Source organism: Microbacterium oxydans, assembly GCF_900095745.1.
Taxonomy (GTDB): domain Bacteria; phylum Actinomycetota; class Actinomycetes; order Actinomycetales; family Microbacteriaceae; genus Microbacterium; species Microbacterium oxydans_B.
This window is the reverse complement of record NZ_FMIR01000018.1, coordinates 517,844-533,274: the sequence shown is the minus strand read 5'-3', so window position 1 is coordinate 533,274 and position 15,431 is coordinate 517,844. Positions and strand designations below refer to the sequence as shown.

General features: G+C 67.4%; 14 protein-coding genes and 3 tRNA genes. 7 read left to right on the top strand and 10 right to left on the bottom strand.

What is annotated here, in order from left to right; all coding sequences use genetic code 11:
* Nucleotides 1–31 precede the first annotated feature (31 nt).
* From BQ2383_RS15325 to BQ2383_RS15315, 3 genes are read right to left on the bottom strand one after another with little or no spacing between them, the layout of a single operon-like run.
* On the bottom strand, nucleotides 32–1,168 hold the full coding sequence (locus BQ2383_RS15325; RefSeq protein WP_091035789.1) for a glycosyltransferase: 1,137 nt from the start codon (nucleotides 1,166–1,168) through the stop codon (nucleotides 32–34).
* On the bottom strand, nucleotides 1,165–2,361 hold the full coding sequence (locus BQ2383_RS15320; RefSeq protein ID WP_091035787.1) for a glycosyltransferase: 1,197 nt from the start codon (nucleotides 2,359–2,361) through the stop codon (nucleotides 1,165–1,167). Before BQ2383_RS15320 ends, BQ2383_RS15325 begins: the two co-directional genes overlap by 4 nt.
* Nucleotides 2,362–2,365: 4 nt before the next feature.
* Nucleotides 2,366–3,892, bottom strand: coding sequence for a sugar transferase (locus tag BQ2383_RS15315; protein ID WP_091035784.1), 1,527 nt, complete (start codon nucleotides 3,890–3,892; stop codon nucleotides 2,366–2,368).
* A 351-nt stretch (nucleotides 3,893–4,243) separates the two neighbouring features.
* Between BQ2383_RS15315 and BQ2383_RS15310 the strand changes: the two genes are divergently transcribed.
* The 4 genes from BQ2383_RS15310 (at nucleotide 4,244) to BQ2383_RS15295 (ending at nucleotide 8,187) form a co-directional block, all read left to right on the top strand.
* Nucleotides 4,244–5,386: a low temperature requirement protein A gene (locus BQ2383_RS15310; protein WP_091035945.1), complete on the top strand. Its 1,143-nt coding sequence runs from the start codon at nucleotides 4,244–4,246 to the stop codon at nucleotides 5,384–5,386.
* Between the two features lie 79 nt (nucleotides 5,387–5,465).
* Nucleotides 5,466–6,434 (top strand): intradiol ring-cleavage dioxygenase, encoded by a 969-nt coding sequence (locus tag BQ2383_RS15305; protein ID WP_091035781.1) that lies wholly within the window; start codon nucleotides 5,466–5,468, stop codon nucleotides 6,432–6,434.
* Nucleotides 6,435–6,636: 202 nt separating this feature from the next.
* Entirely contained in the window at nucleotides 6,637–6,921 is a 285-nt protein-coding gene (locus tag BQ2383_RS15300; protein WP_140403370.1) for a hypothetical protein, read from the top strand.
* A gap of 147 nt (nucleotides 6,922–7,068) precedes the next feature.
* Nucleotides 7,069–8,187, top strand: coding sequence for a fatty acid desaturase family protein (locus BQ2383_RS15295; protein WP_244176030.1), 1,119 nt, complete (start codon nucleotides 7,069–7,071; stop codon nucleotides 8,185–8,187).
* Nucleotides 8,188–8,273: 86 nt separating this feature from the next.
* Here BQ2383_RS15295 and BQ2383_RS15290 read toward each other — a convergent pair whose 3' ends face one another.
* Nucleotides 8,274–9,665 (bottom strand): cell division initiation protein, encoded by a 1,392-nt coding sequence (locus BQ2383_RS15290; RefSeq protein WP_091035940.1) that lies wholly within the window; start codon nucleotides 9,663–9,665, stop codon nucleotides 8,274–8,276.
* A gap of 202 nt (nucleotides 9,666–9,867) precedes the next feature.
* Nucleotides 9,868–10,170, bottom strand: coding sequence for a hypothetical protein (locus BQ2383_RS15285; RefSeq protein WP_091035937.1), 303 nt, complete (start codon nucleotides 10,168–10,170; stop codon nucleotides 9,868–9,870).
* Nucleotides 10,171–10,307: 137 nt separating this feature from the next.
* On the opposite strand from BQ2383_RS15285, the gene BQ2383_RS15280 reads away from it, so the two are divergent.
* Nucleotides 10,308–11,633 (top strand): VCBS repeat domain-containing M23 family metallopeptidase, encoded by a 1,326-nt coding sequence (locus BQ2383_RS15280; protein ID WP_091035777.1) that lies wholly within the window; start codon nucleotides 10,308–10,310, stop codon nucleotides 11,631–11,633.
* Nucleotides 11,634–11,682: 49 nt separating this feature from the next.
* Nucleotides 11,683–12,528, top strand: coding sequence for a hypothetical protein (locus tag BQ2383_RS15275; protein ID WP_091035773.1), 846 nt, complete (start codon nucleotides 11,683–11,685; stop codon nucleotides 12,526–12,528).
* Nucleotides 12,529–12,546: 18 nt separating this feature from the next.
* Here the strand turns inward: BQ2383_RS15275 and BQ2383_RS15270 are convergent, their stop codons facing one another.
* From BQ2383_RS15270 to BQ2383_RS15255, 4 genes are all read right to left on the bottom strand, one after another.
* Nucleotides 12,547–12,837, bottom strand: a complete 291-nt coding sequence (locus tag BQ2383_RS15270) for a hypothetical protein (RefSeq protein WP_091035770.1) — start codon at nucleotides 12,835–12,837, stop codon at nucleotides 12,547–12,549.
* A 125-nt stretch (nucleotides 12,838–12,962) separates the two neighbouring features.
* A tRNA-Phe gene (locus BQ2383_RS15265) sits at nucleotides 12,963–13,035 on the bottom strand.
* Between the two features lie 72 nt (nucleotides 13,036–13,107).
* A tRNA-Asp gene (locus BQ2383_RS15260) sits at nucleotides 13,108–13,181 on the bottom strand.
* A gap of 29 nt (nucleotides 13,182–13,210) precedes the next feature.
* Nucleotides 13,211–13,283 (bottom strand) — tRNA-Glu (locus tag BQ2383_RS15255).
* A gap of 210 nt (nucleotides 13,284–13,493) precedes the next feature.
* On the opposite strand from BQ2383_RS15255, the gene BQ2383_RS15250 reads away from it, so the two are divergent.
* A complete protein-coding gene (locus BQ2383_RS15250; RefSeq protein ID WP_091035768.1) occupies nucleotides 13,494–14,825 on the top strand; it encodes a M23 family metallopeptidase in 1,332 nt (443 codons plus the stop codon).
* A gap of 79 nt (nucleotides 14,826–14,904) precedes the next feature.
* Here BQ2383_RS15250 and BQ2383_RS15245 read toward each other — a convergent pair whose 3' ends face one another.
* A complete protein-coding gene (locus BQ2383_RS15245; RefSeq protein WP_046014122.1) occupies nucleotides 14,905–15,396 on the bottom strand; it encodes an inorganic diphosphatase in 492 nt (163 codons plus the stop codon).
* Nucleotides 15,397–15,431: the final 35 nt, after the last annotated feature.

The window sequence follows — 15,431 nt, the reverse complement described above, 5'->3', positions numbered from 1 at the left end:
GGCGTCCGCACGCAGACGCCTGGCGGCCGGGTCAGCGCAGGACGTGTGCCGTGATGCTCGCGCGATAGACGTCAGGGGCGTGGCGGCGGAGAGCCTCCGCGCGGCTGTCTGCGACGGTCGACACGATCTCGTCCCATCGCGTGTGGATCTCGGTCAGTGCGGCGGCGATCGATTCCGCATCGCCCGGGGTGACCAGTTGGGCGGTCGCGTAGCCGCCGGCTGCCTCTCGGAGTCCACTGCTGTCGCTCGCGATCACGGGCCGCAGAGCGAGGATGCCCTCGACCGCGGTGTTCCCGAACGGCTCGTCGACGCGAGAGGGGACGACGAGCACATCCGCCTCGGCGAGGAATGGCCAGATCGCGGAGTGGAAGCCGGCGAAGTCGACGGAGACGCCCGCCGCTGCGGCCTGTTCGCGAAGGTCGCGCTCGAACCACTCGTATCCTTCGAAGACCGCACCGAGGAGCGTGACCTCGACCTCGCGACCCGCGGCGTGCAGTACCGAGGCCGCCTCGATGACGAGGTCGGGGCCCTTACGCGGAGACAGTCGGCCGATGTAGAGGACGCGGAGCGCCTGCTCGATGCGCGGCCGGGGTGAGAGGGGTTGCGGAGGCGAGGCGACGCCGTTGTAGACCACGTGCGCGCGACGCGCGAGCGCCGGCAGCGCGGCACGGATCGTGTCGAGACTGAACCGGCTGTTCACGATCGTGCGCTCGGAGGCGAGATGGGGGGAGTAGAGGATGCCGTTCACGAGTCTGTTGCCCGACGCCTCGGCTTCGTGCACATGGCTCACCGAGCGGGTCCGCCGTAACCGCGCGATCAGCGGCCACTGCGGGATGATGATCGTCGAGACGTACACGACATCGGGGCGAATCCGACCGATCAGACGCCAGGCGGCGCCGAGACCCCGGAAGGTGTCGCGGAAGAGGCGGGGCAGTCCGCGCGGAGTCAGCAGGACCTTGCGCAGGACGAGCATCGGGAGGATGACGACTTCAGCGCCGGCCGCGCGCAGCTCGGGGACGAGAAGCCCTGAGCTCGGCAGCGCGACCACGACCCGTGCACCCGCTTCGATGAGGCCGATCGCACTCTCGAGCAGCATGCGGTCCGAGCCGAACAGCTCCGCACCGGGGTGCACGAGAAGGACCGTGCGCCGGTCTCCGTCGCCGCTCATCGCGTTACCGGACCAGCAGGAGCGGGGGACCAGTCGGTGGCGCGTCGCCGCGCACGTCGAGCTGACGGGTGGATGCTCGATCCCTCAGCGAGCCGGTGCGCGAGGGCTTCGTACTCGTCCGCGACATCGTCCCAACGGAACCGGGTTCGGGCGATCTCCTGCACGATCTTGCCGCGTGACGCGGTCAGGTTCGGGTCCGCCTCCGCATCGACGACCTGAGCCGCGACGTCGGCAGCGTCGGTGAAGAACCACCCGTTGCCGTCGAGAACTTCGCGGTTGAAGGGCACGTCGAAGCCGATCACTGCCGTTCCAGCACCCATGGCGCGCAGGAGCGAAGGGTTCGTGCCCCCCACCGAATGACCGTGCAGGTACGTCAGCGCGTTGGCATAGAGGGCATCGAGCAACTCCTGGTCGTACACCCCACCGACGAGCCTGATCCGGTCGTCGCCGTCCGCCACGCGCTGGATCTCCTGCGTGTACCCGGCGCTGTAGGGTGCCGACCCGACGACGACGAGCGGGAGCGTGGCGTCGCTGTCACGATAGCCTTCGACGATCTCGAGCACGTGGTTCTCGGGCTCGAACCTGGCAACGACCAGGTGATAGCCGTCTGTGGTGAGTCCCATCTCCGCGACGCCGCGTTCCGGCAGCTCTTCGAGGATCGGGGCGCCGTAGCGGATCATCTCCGTCGGAACGTCGAACTGATGGCGATAGTAGTCGGCGATGCCCGGGGCATCCGCGATCAGGGCGTCGGCGGTGCGGACTCCGAACTGCTCGGCCCAGCGGTAGTAAGCCCTGCCACGCGGGCCCCACTTCGAGCGGCGCCATTCGAGGCCGTCCATGTGCAGGGCTACCGGGGCTCGGCGCAGACGGAGGAGCGGGAGGAAGGGGGAGTTGGCGGCGTTGAAGACGAAGGTCGCATCCGGGCGGCGCCGGAAGAAGAGGTGCAGCGCCGAGAGCCCGGTGTGGCTGAGCGTCTCGATCTGCTTCACGGGGACGGCAGGAAGGTGTACGACCCTCATGCCGAGGTACTCCTTCTCCCGTCGCTCCGACCCGCGGGTGTACACGACGACGTCGTGACCGCGGTCCGCGAGACGGCGGCCGACTTCCTCGACCGCCGTCTCGAATCCGCCGTAGGCCGCGGGCACTCCTCGGGTCCCCACCATCGCGATGGTGAGGCGGTTCGAATTGCTCATCCGATCAGTATGCCCCGCTGGGCTGCACCATGACCTTGGCGGTGCGCCACATGATCTGCAGATCGTTCATCACGGACCAGTTCTCGACATACCGCAGGTCGAGTCGCACACTCTCGTCCCAGGAGAGGTCGCTGCGTCCGGAGACCTGCCACAGACCGGTGATCCCGGGCTTGATGTAGAGGCGGCGGAAGACCGTGCCGTCGTAAGCGGTGACCTCGCTGGGCAGCGGCGGGCGGGGCCCGACGACGCTCATGTCGCCCACGAGCACGTTCCAGAACTGCGGCAGCTCGTCGAGCGAGAGCTTGCGCAGCACCCGGCCCACACGGGTGACGCGCGGGTCGTCCTTCATCTTGAAGAGAAGTCCGGCGCCCTCGTTCTGTGCCTTGAGCGCGGCGAGCTGCTGCTCGGCGTCGGTCTTCATGGAGCGGAACTTGACCATCTTGAAGCGACGTCCGTCGCGGCCGACCCGCTCCTGGAAGAAGAAGACCGGGCCCGGCGAGTCGAGCTTGATGAGCAGCGCCAGCACCGGGGCGAGCAGAGCGATCGGGATGAGCGCCAAGGTCGCCACTGCGGCGTCCAGCGCGCGCTTGAGCAGGTGCTGACCACCCTCGTACCGCGGGATCTGCACCTGGATGAGGGGCAGGCCCTCGACGGGGGCGAAGGAGATGCGCGGACCGGCCACATCGGTGAGTCGGCTCGACAGCACGAGCTCGGCAGCGGTCCCCTCGAGCTGCCAGCTCAGCTGCTTCACGAACTCCGGCTCACCTTCGGGGCGGCTCGCCACGATGATCGTGTCGGCACCGACCTCGGCGGCAACCGACGACACGGAGTTCACGTTCCCCAGAACCGGGAACTTCGTGTCGCCGACCTCGATGTCACGCGCGTTGCCGTCGAGCAGCGTCGCGCCCACCACCTGGTAACCGGACGCGCCGATCGGGTGCAGCGTGCGCACCACATACTCGACGTCGTCCCGGTTGCCCACGACGAGCGTGCGGGAGGCGAACCGCCCGTGCGAACGCTGCGTCTGCAGCCAGTGGCGCCACATCCATCGGGTCACGAGAAGAGTCAACACTCCGATGGGCAGCCCCAGCAGCAGCATCGGTTGCATCGACTCCCACGCGAGCAGCACCGCCACGATGGCGATGATCCCGAAGGCGAGCCCGCTGGCGTGGACCACGCCTCGGTACTCGGTGGCACTCGCGCGGAACAGCGCGGCGTCCCGCGTGTGCAGCCCGCTCAGCATGAGGTACCACAGAGCAGCGAGCGGAACGGCGCCGCTCAGCACCTCGATCGCGGAGACGCCGATGAACAGCTGGACTGCTGCCGCCAGACCGACGGCGAACAGGATGACGGCTGCATCCGTCAACCGCAGCCGAATCCGGTAGCGGCGTTCCCACTGTCGGCGCCTCTCCAGAGTCGCCGAAGTGCGCGGTGTGACCACCGTGCGCGTCACCGACTTGGTGGCTCGCGGAGCCGCGACCGGCACGAAGCCCGTACGAGCGATGCTCAGAGCATCCTCGACGGAAGTCATGCCGAGGCCCCTTGAGCCGTGAATGTACGCAGAATTCCCCAGTGCGTCATTTGATTCCCCAGATTTCCCCAGACCATGAACCCCACGTTCACGGCATTCGTCTGCGTCCCGACCCCTCGGGTCCTGCTGAAACCCTCTGTGATTCCCACATCACGGAGTGCGTTTTCACCGTCCCACACGGTGATCGCTGACAGCAGGCACTGCAGACTTTCTTACTGTAGCGGAACCTGCCTATGAATCGGAAGTATTTCTCACGAATGGATGAACCCGGTTTCCGAACGGGTGTCGTGCGAGCGCTATCCTGTGGCGGTGAACGCCGACTCATCCGCCTCGCGCTTCCGTCTGCGCACGATGGCGCCCCGGGATCCCTCGCAGCCGCATCGCACCGCGAGCACCCTCGAGCTGTTCTTCGACCTGGTGTTCGTCGTGGCGGTGAGCATCGCCTCCGCTCAGCTGCATCACGCACTCGGCCACGGCGACTTCCTGCACGGCGTCACCTCTTATGCAATGGTGTTCTTCGCTATCTGGTGGGCGTGGATGAACTTCACGTGGTTCGCCACCTCGTTCGACACCGATGACTGGCTCTACCGCGTGACGACGTTCGTCCAGATGGGGGGAGTCCTGGTACTCGCCGCCGGTGTCCCCGGCGCGTTCGTCGAGGGGGACTTCACGGTCCCGGTGCTCGGCTACGTCGTGATGCGCGTCGCGATGGTCGCGCAGTGGCTCCGTGCCTCGCGTTCTGCTGGGCCGCTGCGTTCGGCGACGCGACGGTACGCCTTCGGCATCGCTGCGGTGCAGGTGCTGTGGATTCTGTTCCTCCTCATCCCGTCCGGACCTCTGCAGCTGACCGCCTTCGTGGTGTTCGCGCTCGTCGAGATCGGCGTCCCGGTGTTCGCCGAACACCGCCGACAGACGCCGTGGCACCCGCATCACATCACCGAGAGGTACGGCCTGTTCACGCTGATCGTTCTCGGCGAGAGCCTGCTGGCGTCGGCCAACGCCATCATCGACGCGCTCGACGAGGTCGAATCCCTCGGCCCGCTGATCGCGATCGCGGTGCTGACCCTCGTGGTGACGGCGTCTCTTTGGTGGATCTACTTCTGGCCACCCCATCACCGTGCGATCACGACCTTCCGCCGCTCGCTCCGCTACGGCTACACCCACTACTTCGTGTTCGCGGCCGCCGCGGCCTTCTCGGCAGGGATCGAAGTGGAGATCGACGTGCTCACGGGGGAGAGCCATCTGTCCAACGTCGCGGCTTCCTTCACGGTCACGATCCCGATCGCGATCTTCCTCATCGGCATCTGGTGGATCGCGATTCGCGAGAATGCCGACCGCGTCGTGAACACGGTCGTCCCCCTGGGCGCGCTCCTGGTGCTGCTCGACCCCGTGCTCCCGATCCCGGTGACGCTCACCGCGCTGATCCTCGTCGGCATCGTCGTGGTGCTCGTGCTCCGTCCACCGGCGGCCCGCGCGGACATAGACAGGGCATAGGCGCCGCAGAGGGCCCTGATCAGGTGCTCGGGGACCATGGTGACCCACCATCACCGGTCCGCTCGAGAGGAACCAGATCATGCGCATTCCCGAACCCACCCAAACCCCCGATGGTCCGTCGTACGAGGGGCGACTGCTCGACCGCGTCGATGAGGAGGTCGTCGACCAGGGCGCCGCATTCGACATCCGCACGCTGATGAGCAGGCGCGGCGTCCTGGGGCTCGCCGGTGTCGGCCTGGGGGCCGTCGTGCTCGCGGCCTGCGCACCGGCGGCGTCTGGCGGCGCGTCGAGCACCCCCACTCCGACCACTTCCTCCGGCGCCGATGCGGGCTCGGCGAGCGTGACCGAGATCCCCGATGAGACGGCGGGGCCCTATCCGGGCGACGGGTCGAACGGCCCCGACGTGCTCGAGGACTCGGGTATCGTCCGGCAGGACATCCGCTCCTCGATCGACGGAGCAGCGACCGCCGACGGTGTGCCGCTCACCTTCGAACTGCAGATCCTCGATCTTGCCAATGGGGGCGTTCCGTTCTCGGGTGTCGCGGTCTACGCGTGGCACTGTACCGCTCAGGGAGAGTACTCGATGTACTCCTCCGGCCTGGAAGACGTCACCTATCTGCGCGGTGTGCAGGTGGCGGATGCCGACGGCAAAGTGTCGTTCACCTCGATCTTCCCCGGCTGCTACTCCGGTCGCTGGCCGCACATCCACTTCGAGATCTACCCGGGCGTCGCGTCGATCACCGACTCGACGACGGCGATCGCCACGTCGCAGTTGGCCCTTCCGCAGGATGCCTGCGCGGCCGTGTACGCCGAGGCGGCGTACGACGGCTCTGCGCGGAACCTCTCTCAGATCACGCTCGCGAGCGACAACGTGTTCGGTGAGGACTCCGGCGCCCTGCAGGTCGCGACCGTCAGCGGGAGTGTCTCGGGGGGCTACGCCGCCACCCTGATGGTCGGCGTCGACACGACGACGGCACCTACCGCCGGCGCCGCGCCGGGGGGTGGCGAGGGAGGACCGGGAGGCGGCGGACAGCCGCCGGCGAGCTGACCGCGACCCGGACCGTTTCGAGGCCGGGAGGGAGGTCTGCTATGCTGATCATGCAACGTGTGTGCTTCGCCCCTCTCGGCCGCCACGTCGCCACTGATCAGGGCCGTAAAGGACCGCGCACATCGATGCGTGCGGTATCCGCCTCGATCTCACATCTTGCGGAGCGCCGACGCGTGTCCGCCACACAGCAATGAGCATCACCATGAGCACGACCACTTATCCACCATCCGATCCGTTGACCTGGAAGCAGGCCGACGCCGACGTGCACGTCGCGACGTGTGCCGGCGAATTCGCAGGCTTCGTCGAGTTCGACGGCACCACGCACCTCGTGCGCGACAACCACGGCGCCGAGCTCGGTGCCTTCGCCGCCCTCGACGACGCCTTCCGCGCGCTCGAAGACGCGCATGCGCCCACACGGCATGGATCCGCCTTCGCTCCGATTCTTCCGCGGGCCTGGCGGCGCAAGACGCGCCGCGCTCGCGCCTGAAATCAGGGCTTTACGCACACTGAACGCGCTCCGTCAAGGGGTGCGGATGTATTCCCGAAGGCGCATGCGGGCAGGGCTACTGTGAGGTAAGCGTTGGGCAGCTGCCTTGGGCTTCCACAGCTCAAGGGCTCCGATCGTCAGGAGAAGATCATCTCCATCACACAGATCGAACCGACCGCGGCAACGCTGGGTCCGATTCGTCAGACGTATTCCGGCAACGCGGACTTCCCGCCCATGGCCAAGGCTTACAAGCAGGTGTCGCAGGTGGTCAAGGAGACCGGCCTGCTGCAGCGCACCCAGTGGTTCTACGTCTTCGTGGCCGCCGGTATCGCTGTCGCCCTCGGTGGACTCATCACCGGCTTCATCCTGCTCGGCGACAGCTGGTTCCAGCTGCTCATCGCCGCGGGCCTCGGCATCGTCCTGACGCAGATCGCGTTCCTCGGTCACGAGGCAGCGCACCGTCAGATCCTCACCACCGGGCCGGCGAACTTCAAGCTCGCCCGCATCGTCATCGCCAGCATCGGCATGAGCTACTCGTGGTGGGACTCGAAGCACACCAAGCACCACGGAAACCCGAACCAGGTCGGCAAGGACCCCGACATCGAGGTCGACACGATCTCGTTCCTCGAAGAGGACGCGGCGAAGGCGAAGGGCCTGATCAAGCTGATCACCCGCAAGCAGGGCTGGCTCTTCTTCCCGCTGCTCACGCTAGAGGGACTGAACCTCCACTTCCTCGGCCTGAAGTACCTCCTCACGACGAAGAACGTGAAGGGACGCTGGATCGAGCTCAGCATCATCGCGCTGCGGTTCGCCCTCATCCTCGTGCCCGTGTTCATGATGCTTCCGCTCGGCATGGCTTTCGCCTTCATGGGCGTGCAGTTCGCGGTGTTCGGCGTCTACATGGGAGCCGCGTTCGCACCGAACCACAAGGGCATGCCGATCATCGAGCCCGGCGCCCGTCTCGACTTCTTCACCAAGCAGGTCCGCACCTCCCGCAACATCAGCGGTGGATGGTGGACGACCTGGCTCATGGGCGGCCTCAACTACCAGGTGGAGCACCACCTCTTCCCGAGCATGCCGCGACCGCACCTGGCGAAGGCGCGCGAGATCGTGCGTGACTACTGCGCGGCGAACGACGTGCCGTACACGGAGACCAGCCTCGGCCGCTCGTACATGATCGTGATCGAGTACCTGAACCGCGTCGGACTCTCCGCCGGCGCCGACCCCTTCGACTGCCCCGCAGTGGCGCAGTTCGGTCGACCGTAAACCCCAGACATCACCGGGCCTGATCAGTCCGGCAAAGACAGAGGCGCGAGCAGGAATCCCTGCTCGCGCCTCTGTCGTTCGTGCGCCTACTTGGAGGACTTCTTCTTGGTCTCCACGACGTCGATCGTGATCTTCTCGAGCGGGCGGTCGTCGTCGAGTTCGTCTTCGAGGACTTCGTCGCCGAGGAAGGTCTCCTCCGGCGCCTCGTCTGCGCCGGTGTACGCGGGCGCCGGGGCGGCGGGTGCGTCCGCTCCGGTGATCTCCGTGGGCAGCGAGTCGTCCGAGAAGATCCCGTCGGGACGGATGAGCTCCTTGACTTCAGCCATGAAGCTCGACAGCTGCTGCTGCTGCCACCGCAGCTGACGGGTGCGGTCTTCCGCGTCGTGCAGCACCGCGGTGGTGTGACCGGTGACCGAATCGACGATCTTCTGAGCCTTCGCACGAGCGCGCTCGAGGGTCTCGCGGGCACGCACCTGGGCTTCGGCTTCGATGGCCTGCGCCTGCGAGCGGGTCAGGCGCTCGTAGTCCTCGGCCCGAGCCGAGATGCGCTGTGCATGCTCGAGCGATGCCGAGACCTGCTCGTTCGCGTCGTTCGTGATGCGCTCGGCGTGAGCGACGGCCTGGTTGTGCAGCACGAGGAACTCCTGCTGCGCGTCGTCCTGGCGGCGGGTGAGGGTCTCCTCGAACTCGAGCACGCGGGCGTTCATGTCGCGCACGTCGCGCTCGGCGTCGGCGCGCAGCTGGGTCGTCTCGCGGGTGACGAGGGAGCGCAGCGCGGCTGCGCCCTTCTCCGCCTCGGTGCGGATCGCCGTGGCCTCCTGAGCAGCCTGGTTCACCTTCTCCGTTGCATGTGCGGCTTCGCGTTCGATGCGAGCCTCGTGCGCCGTGTACTCGGTGTCCATCTTCAGGCGCACCTGGTCGGCGTCGCGCTGCGCCTGGGCGGTGATCCGCTCGGCGTCGGCCTCGGCCTCGGCACGCTGTGCGGTCACCTCCTCGCGGGCGGAGGTCATCAGACGGTCGGCCTGCACAGCCGCGTTCTGGATGAGCACGTTCGCCTGCTCCTCGGCGACCCGCAGGATCGCCTCGAACTGCTGGCGCGAGGGTGCCTCTTCGCCGTCGGGCTGCGGAGCGTCGACGAGTTCGGAGGTGAGCGTCGCGACCTGCTGCTCGGCGTCGGATGCCTTGGCGTTCGCCGCCGTCAGGTCGCTCTCGAGGGCTTCGCGGGCCTTGCGCTCCTCTTCCCGCACCGCTTCGACGGCTTCCTCTTCGCGGGCCTGCGCCTCGGCGACATCGGCGGCGGCCTGCTTGAGCTGATTGCGAAGGGTCGCGAGTGCGGCGTCGACCTCTCCCTTGTCGTAGCCGCGGAAGCCGACGGTGAACGCGCCCTGCTGGTCGCGCGGCGGGGTCTCGATCAGCTGGTCGAAGAAGTCCGGCGAGCGCTCGCCGTCGCGGTCGGCGGTTCCGGAGGATTCGCTCATGAGGTTCATGCCTTTCTGGCGTGGCCACACGGCGGAGCTGCGGCTCCATCCCGATGGACGGGATCGTGCGACCGGAGGAGGAGGTCGTCTGGGCTCACGCCACGACCGTGACCCGGCGGAGGTCCGGCAGGGCGGGGCGCGCCTCCCAGCCTACTTGCGGAGGCCGAATATTGTGTGCCGGGTTTCTGCGGCGGACAGCTCGTCAGCTCGGAGCGATCAGGTGGTCCAGAACCAGTTCGCCGGTGGCGTTGAGAGCCTTCATCATCTCGGCGACCAGCCGCGCATCGACGGACGGTGGTTCGGCGTTGTCGAACCCGAACTGCAGGGGGATCGCGGGATGGATCCATACGGTCGCCCGCTTGTCGGTTCCGCTCGACGGGCGCCACGTCATCATGAAGCTCTCCTGGCGGCGGAGCTTGGTCGCGATCACGATCTTCAGGTGCGCGAGCGTCTCGTCCTCGATGAGGATCGGCTCCGACGTCCCGTCGTACCTGAGTCTGCCCATGAATGCACGGTACACCGTGGGTGCGCACGGATACTCCGGTTCCTCGGCGGCGTTCGCGGAAGGAGAGCGCAGCCCTGGTACGGTGACGGCGGAGGGCATCACGTCCTTGGGGCCGCCGAGCAAGAGAGAACTTCGAGATGAAGCGACCGTCCCGCGTGCGCCTCGCCCGCATCGGGATCGCCACCGCGCTCGCGGTCGTGATCGGAGCAGTGGCACCGTCCCTGACAGCGAGCACCGTCGCCACCGCCGCCGTCAACGACCAGATGGTGTACCCGTCTTCGGGCAACATCCAATCGAAGGTCGGCGACGGCTGTCGGGGAAACTACCGTGCGCACGACGGCATCGACATCGGCGGAGGGGGCGGCACGCCGATCGTGGCCTCCTACGGCGGAGTGATCAAGTCCCGCACCTCGAACAGCGGCTACGGCAACTACACCGACGTCGAGCATGCCGGCGGATATGTCACCCGGTATGCGCATATGGCCGCGCCCGGAAAGTACGCGCCCGGCACCAGAGTGACCCGCGGGCAGCAGATCGGCGTCGTCGGCAACACCGGAAACTCTCCCGCGTACCACCTGCACTTCGAGGTGCGGCTGAACGGTGCGGTGTACACGGCGATCAACAACGGGTTCACGTGCCTGTCGAACGTCACCCGCGGCGGGATTCTCCCGTTGAACTTCCCCGGACTCGGTTCCGGTCAGCCGCCGGGCGTCGCTTCGGCCGACTACTCCGGTGACAAGAAAGCCGATCTGCTGACGATCGCCGGGAACGGTGATCTCCGGCTGCGTGCGGGCACCGGCTCCGGCAGCTTCTCGGCGGCGAAGACTCTCTTCGGCGGTTGGGGCGGATCCCGCAGACACCTCACCCATGCGGACTTCAACAACGACGGCAGGGCCGACATCCTCGCGACCAGATCGGATGGTGACCTGGAGTTCTACGCCGGCAACGGCGCAGACGGATTCGCGCCGGCCGTCAGCATCGGCAAGGTCTGGTACGACCTGCTTCATGTGACGTCGGGCGCGGACTACACGGGAGACGGCAAGCAGGACGTGATCGGCGTCTCCGCGACAGGCCTCCTGACGATCTACCGGGGAAACGGTGCCGGTGCCTTCAGCGGCCCGCACATCTCGCTCGGCGGAGGGTGGCAAGGGTTCCACTTCCTCGTCGGCGGTGACTTCGACAACGACGGCAGTGGCGACATCATGGCAATCGATACGGACGGCGCTCTCCGGTTCTATTCGGGAGTCCCCGGGGGCTTCCGCGCGATGCGTCTGGTCGGGTCCGGATGGGGTGAGTTCACCGCCCTCACCGGAGGGGTCGACTACAACGGCGACGGTCATGCCGATCTGCTGGCGCGAACCGCCTCCGGACAGCTCTATCTGTACCCCGGCCTCGGAAACGGCACGTTCGGCGGACGCACCCTGATCAGCGCCGACTGGGCGGACCACCTCGCCATCGAGTAGCGGCGTCCTCTCCCGCCTCGCAGGAGGGCACGCGGCGTATCGTTGGCGCATGGCCGACCCGACGTTCGAAGAGATCGCCGCCGCCCTGTACGCCGGTCCGCCGGAAGCCTTCGTGTCGTCGAGGAAAGCCCGTGCAGAGAGTGTCGACGACCGCGAACTCGCGACCCGGATCCGTGCGCTGCGAAAGCCGTCGGTCGCCGCCTGGGTGGTGAACGTGTTCGCCCAGGAGCGCGCCGGTCAGCTGGGGGAGGCGCTGCAGCTGGCGGCCGAGCTGCGTGAGGCACAGGACGACCTGGATGCGCCGGCACTGGCGAAGCTCGGCAGGGAGCGCCGTGCGCTCACGAGGCACCTCGCGGAGATGGCGGCCGAGCTGGCCGGTTCCCGGGGTGAGAAGATCACACCCGCGACGCGGGAGGCGGTGGAAGGCAGCATCTCGGCCGCCTTCTTCGCCCCGGCGGCGGCGGGCGCGGTCGCCTCCGGTCGGCTGGTGCGGGCGATCGAGCCCTCGGCATCGACCGAAGACACCCGGGATGCCGTGGCAGGTGAGATTCCGGAGTTGGAGTCGGTGCCGCAGCGACCGCCGGACGAGCTGCAGGCGAGACGCCTCCGCCGGGATGCGGAGCGACAGCTTGCGAGCGTGGAGAAGGAGCACCAGGCGGCGGAGCGCGAACTCACCATGCGCGACGCGGCCCTGCAGGAGCTTCAGACCAGGGCGACAGACCTCGCCCGGAGCGTGGCCGAGCTCGAAGCGCAGCTCGCCAAGACCCGTGCGGAGGCGGAGCGCGTGGGGGAGGAGCTGCCGCAGGCGAAAGAACGGCAGGCCGATGCCCGGCAGCAGGCGAAGGCTGCGGCGGGAGCCGTCACGCACGCCCAGAAGTCGTTGGACGAGCTGTAGGGCGTCCAGACGGCGGGGTCAGCTGCGGCTACGGCCGAGGCGCCCCGGCAGGAAAGGCAGCGTCGGCGCCCGATACTCCCACGCGGCGGCATCCTCCGGATCGACGGCGGCCTCCGCCTGGCCGAAGCGCCACACCCGGTTGAAGAGGTAGACGCCGATTGTCACCGACCGGTCGGACGGAACCTGCCACGTGCCTCGACCCCATTGCGTCGGCTGACCGCGATCACCGATGACGAGCGTCGGCTTGATCCCCGCATAGAGAGCGAACCGCGGACGTCGCATGGTGAGCTCGATCCGACGGACGTTCATTCGATCCCTCGTACGGGTGCGGGGCGGGCGTCATCCATGATGATCGAAGCCTAGGGGGAAAGGCAAAACCCCCGCCATGTAGAAGCTAGGCGAGGGTTTCTAAGGTGATTGTAATGATCACCCTGTGGCTCCGACGGGCGTCGATCCCGTGACCTCACGATTTTCAGTCGTGCGCTCTACCAACTGAGCTACAGAGCCGTGGTGCGACCGGCGAACCTGTCGCGTCCTAGACGAAGGGCTCTCTCCGAAGAAAGAGCCCGTCGAACGGAGCGACCCTGACGGGACTTGAACCCGCGACCTCCGCCGTGACAGGGCGGCACGCTAACCAACTGCGCTACAGGGCCATACTTGTTTTCAATTGTATCGGAAGGTGTGACCCCAACGGGATTCGAACCCGTGCTACCGCCGTGAAAGGGCGGCGTCCTAGGCCGCTAAACGATGGGGCCGAGTCAGTCCCGGGGGACTTCCTTGCCGACGCTCAAGCATAAGGGATGTTCTGGGCAAATCGCGAATCGAGGGCGCGGCGGCTTCCCCCGGGCGTGTTTCAGGAGGACGATGGACCCGTCAGGCGTGCGCTGGCGACCGCATGCTCGGCCTGGTGCAGATGTGACGGTTGTTGTTAGTGTGGCATTTGTGAAACCGGCGGAAGGGGCCGTGTGAACGACGACCAGAACACTCTGGACGCTGCGGTTGCCGCGGCTTCAGACGATTGCGGCTGCGCGCCCAGCCCGACCGAACGCCGTGCGTTCGGTAAAGACGGCCTCAGCCGCCGTGGCGCACTCGGTCTCGGCGTGCTCAGCGTCGTGGCGCTCAGCGCCTTCGGCATCTCCAACGGAGTCTCCGCCGCCTATGCCGCCTCGTACCCGAGCTGGGACGACGTGCAGCGTGCGAAGAGCAGCGAAGCGGCCAAAGCCGCCGAGGTCACCCGCATCGAAGGGCTCATCCAGTCGCTGACCCAGAAGGTCGCCGAGACGCAGGCGGTCGCGAAGGCCACAGCAGACGAGTTCTACGACGCCCAGCAGAAGTACTTCGCTGCAGCCACCGAAGCCGATTCCCTGCAGGCCAAGGCCGACGAGCAGTCGGCGAAGGCCGACGAGTCCGCGAAGAAGGCCGGCCAGGTTGCCGCGCAGCTCTACCGCAACGGCGGTGACGACACCTCGCTCGAGCTGCTCTTCACCGGCTCTGCCGATAACGCCGACGAGTTGCTCGCGCGGCTCGGCACGATGGACAAGCTCTTCGAGTACAACCAGTCGGTGTACGACGATGCGGTCGCCGCCCGGAACTCCGCGCAGTCGATGAGCGACCAGGCCGTGGTCGCCCGCGACGAGCGCGATCGGCTGCAGAAGATCGCCGAAGAGAAGATGGTCGTGGCACAGCAGGCTGCCGACGCCGCTCAGGCCGCGCTCGACGAGCAGTCCGCCAACCTCGCCACCATGCAGGCGCAGCTCGCAGCACTCAAGGACGCGACGGCGAAGACCGTCGAAGGCTACAAGGCCGGTGTCGCCCTCGAGGAGAAGAAGCGCAAGGAACGCGAGGCCCGCGAGGCAGCAGCGGCTGCCGCCGGTAACGGCGGCGGCTGGTGCCGTCCGCACGGTGGGGGCAAGAGCTCGGGCTACGGTCCGCGCTCGCAGCAGTGCGGTCCGCAGGGCTGCTCCTCGAGCTTCCACTACGGCACCGACTTCGCGAACGGCTGCGGCGCCGCGATCTACGCCGCGCAGTCCGGCACCGTCGACTACGCGGGCTACAACGGCGGCTACGGCAACTACATCCGTATCCAGCACGGCGGCGGGATCGGCACCGGCTACGCACACATCCGCAACGGCGGCATCATCGTCAGGTCCGGCCAGTGGGTCCGCTCCGGGCAGGTCATCGCCTACGCCGGCAACACGGGTCGCTCGTTCGGATGCCACCTGCACTTCGAGGTCTACGACCGCGGCAACGCCATCAACCCGGTGCAGTTCCTGGCCCGGCACGGCGTCTCCGCCTGATCGCAGGCCCACCGAAACCGAAAGACCCCCGGGCCGCTTCTGCGGCCCGGGGGTCTTTCGTGTCTGGCGACTCAGCGAGTCAGTGACCCTGCTCGCCGAAACGGACGATCGCCTCGTCGAGGATGCGCTGCGCCTCGGCGGCGTTCCCCCACTCGTCGACCTTGACCCACTTGTTGGGCTCGAGGTCCTTGTAGTGCTCGAAGAAGTGCGAGATCTCCTTCTTCGTGTAGTCGGCGATGTCGTCGATGTCCTGGATGTGTGCCCAGCGCGGGTCCTTCGACAGGACGGCGACGAGCTTGTCGTCCCCGCCGGCCTCATCGCTCATCTTCAGCACGGCGACGGGACGGACCTCGACGACGACGCCCGGGTAGATGGCGTGGTCGAGGAGCACGAGCACGTCGAGCGGGTCGCCGTCCTCGCCGAGCGTGTTGTCGAAGTAGCCGTAGTCGGCCGGGTAGCCGAAGGTCGTGTAGAGGACGCGGTCGAGGTGCACTCGTCCGGTCTCGTGGTCGACCTCGTACTTCACGCGGCTGCCGCGCGGGATCTCGATGACGGCGTCGTGTGCGCCCATGCGTGTGCTCCTCAGGAAAAGTTCGGTTGGATGCC

What these genes read in the sequence shown, in the direction of transcription:
- BQ2383_RS15275 (WP_091035773.1), top strand. Translation starts at nt 11,683, where the DNA reads ATGGCCGACCCGACGTTCGAAGAGATCGCCGCCGCCCTGTACGCCGGT.
- BQ2383_RS15245 (WP_046014122.1), bottom strand. Translation starts at nt 15,396, where the DNA reads ATGGGCGCACACGACGCCGTCATCGAGATCCCGCGCGGCAGCCGCGTG.
- BQ2383_RS15300 (WP_140403370.1), top strand. Translation starts at nt 6,637, where the DNA reads ATGAGCACGACCACTTATCCACCATCCGATCCGTTGACCTGGAAGCAG.
- BQ2383_RS15315 (WP_091035784.1), bottom strand. Translation starts at nt 3,892, where the DNA reads ATGACTTCCGTCGAGGATGCTCTGAGCATCGCTCGTACGGGCTTCGTG.
- BQ2383_RS15310 (WP_091035945.1), top strand. Translation starts at nt 4,244, where the DNA reads ATGGCGCCCCGGGATCCCTCGCAGCCGCATCGCACCGCGAGCACCCTC.
- BQ2383_RS15290 (WP_091035940.1), bottom strand. Translation starts at nt 9,665, where the DNA reads ATGAGCGAATCCTCCGGAACCGCCGACCGCGACGGCGAGCGCTCGCCG.
- BQ2383_RS15285 (WP_091035937.1), bottom strand. Translation starts at nt 10,170, where the DNA reads ATGGGCAGACTCAGGTACGACGGGACGTCGGAGCCGATCCTCATCGAG.
- BQ2383_RS15320 (WP_091035787.1), bottom strand. Translation starts at nt 2,361, where the DNA reads ATGAGCAATTCGAACCGCCTCACCATCGCGATGGTGGGGACCCGAGGA.
- BQ2383_RS15305 (WP_091035781.1), top strand. Translation starts at nt 5,466, where the DNA reads ATGCGCATTCCCGAACCCACCCAAACCCCCGATGGTCCGTCGTACGAG.
- BQ2383_RS15280 (WP_091035777.1), top strand. Translation starts at nt 10,308, where the DNA reads ATGAAGCGACCGTCCCGCGTGCGCCTCGCCCGCATCGGGATCGCCACC.
- BQ2383_RS15325 (WP_091035789.1), bottom strand. Translation starts at nt 1,168, where the DNA reads ATGAGCGGCGACGGAGACCGGCGCACGGTCCTTCTCGTGCACCCCGGT.
- BQ2383_RS15270 (WP_091035770.1), bottom strand. Translation starts at nt 12,837, where the DNA reads ATGAACGTCCGTCGGATCGAGCTCACCATGCGACGTCCGCGGTTCGCT.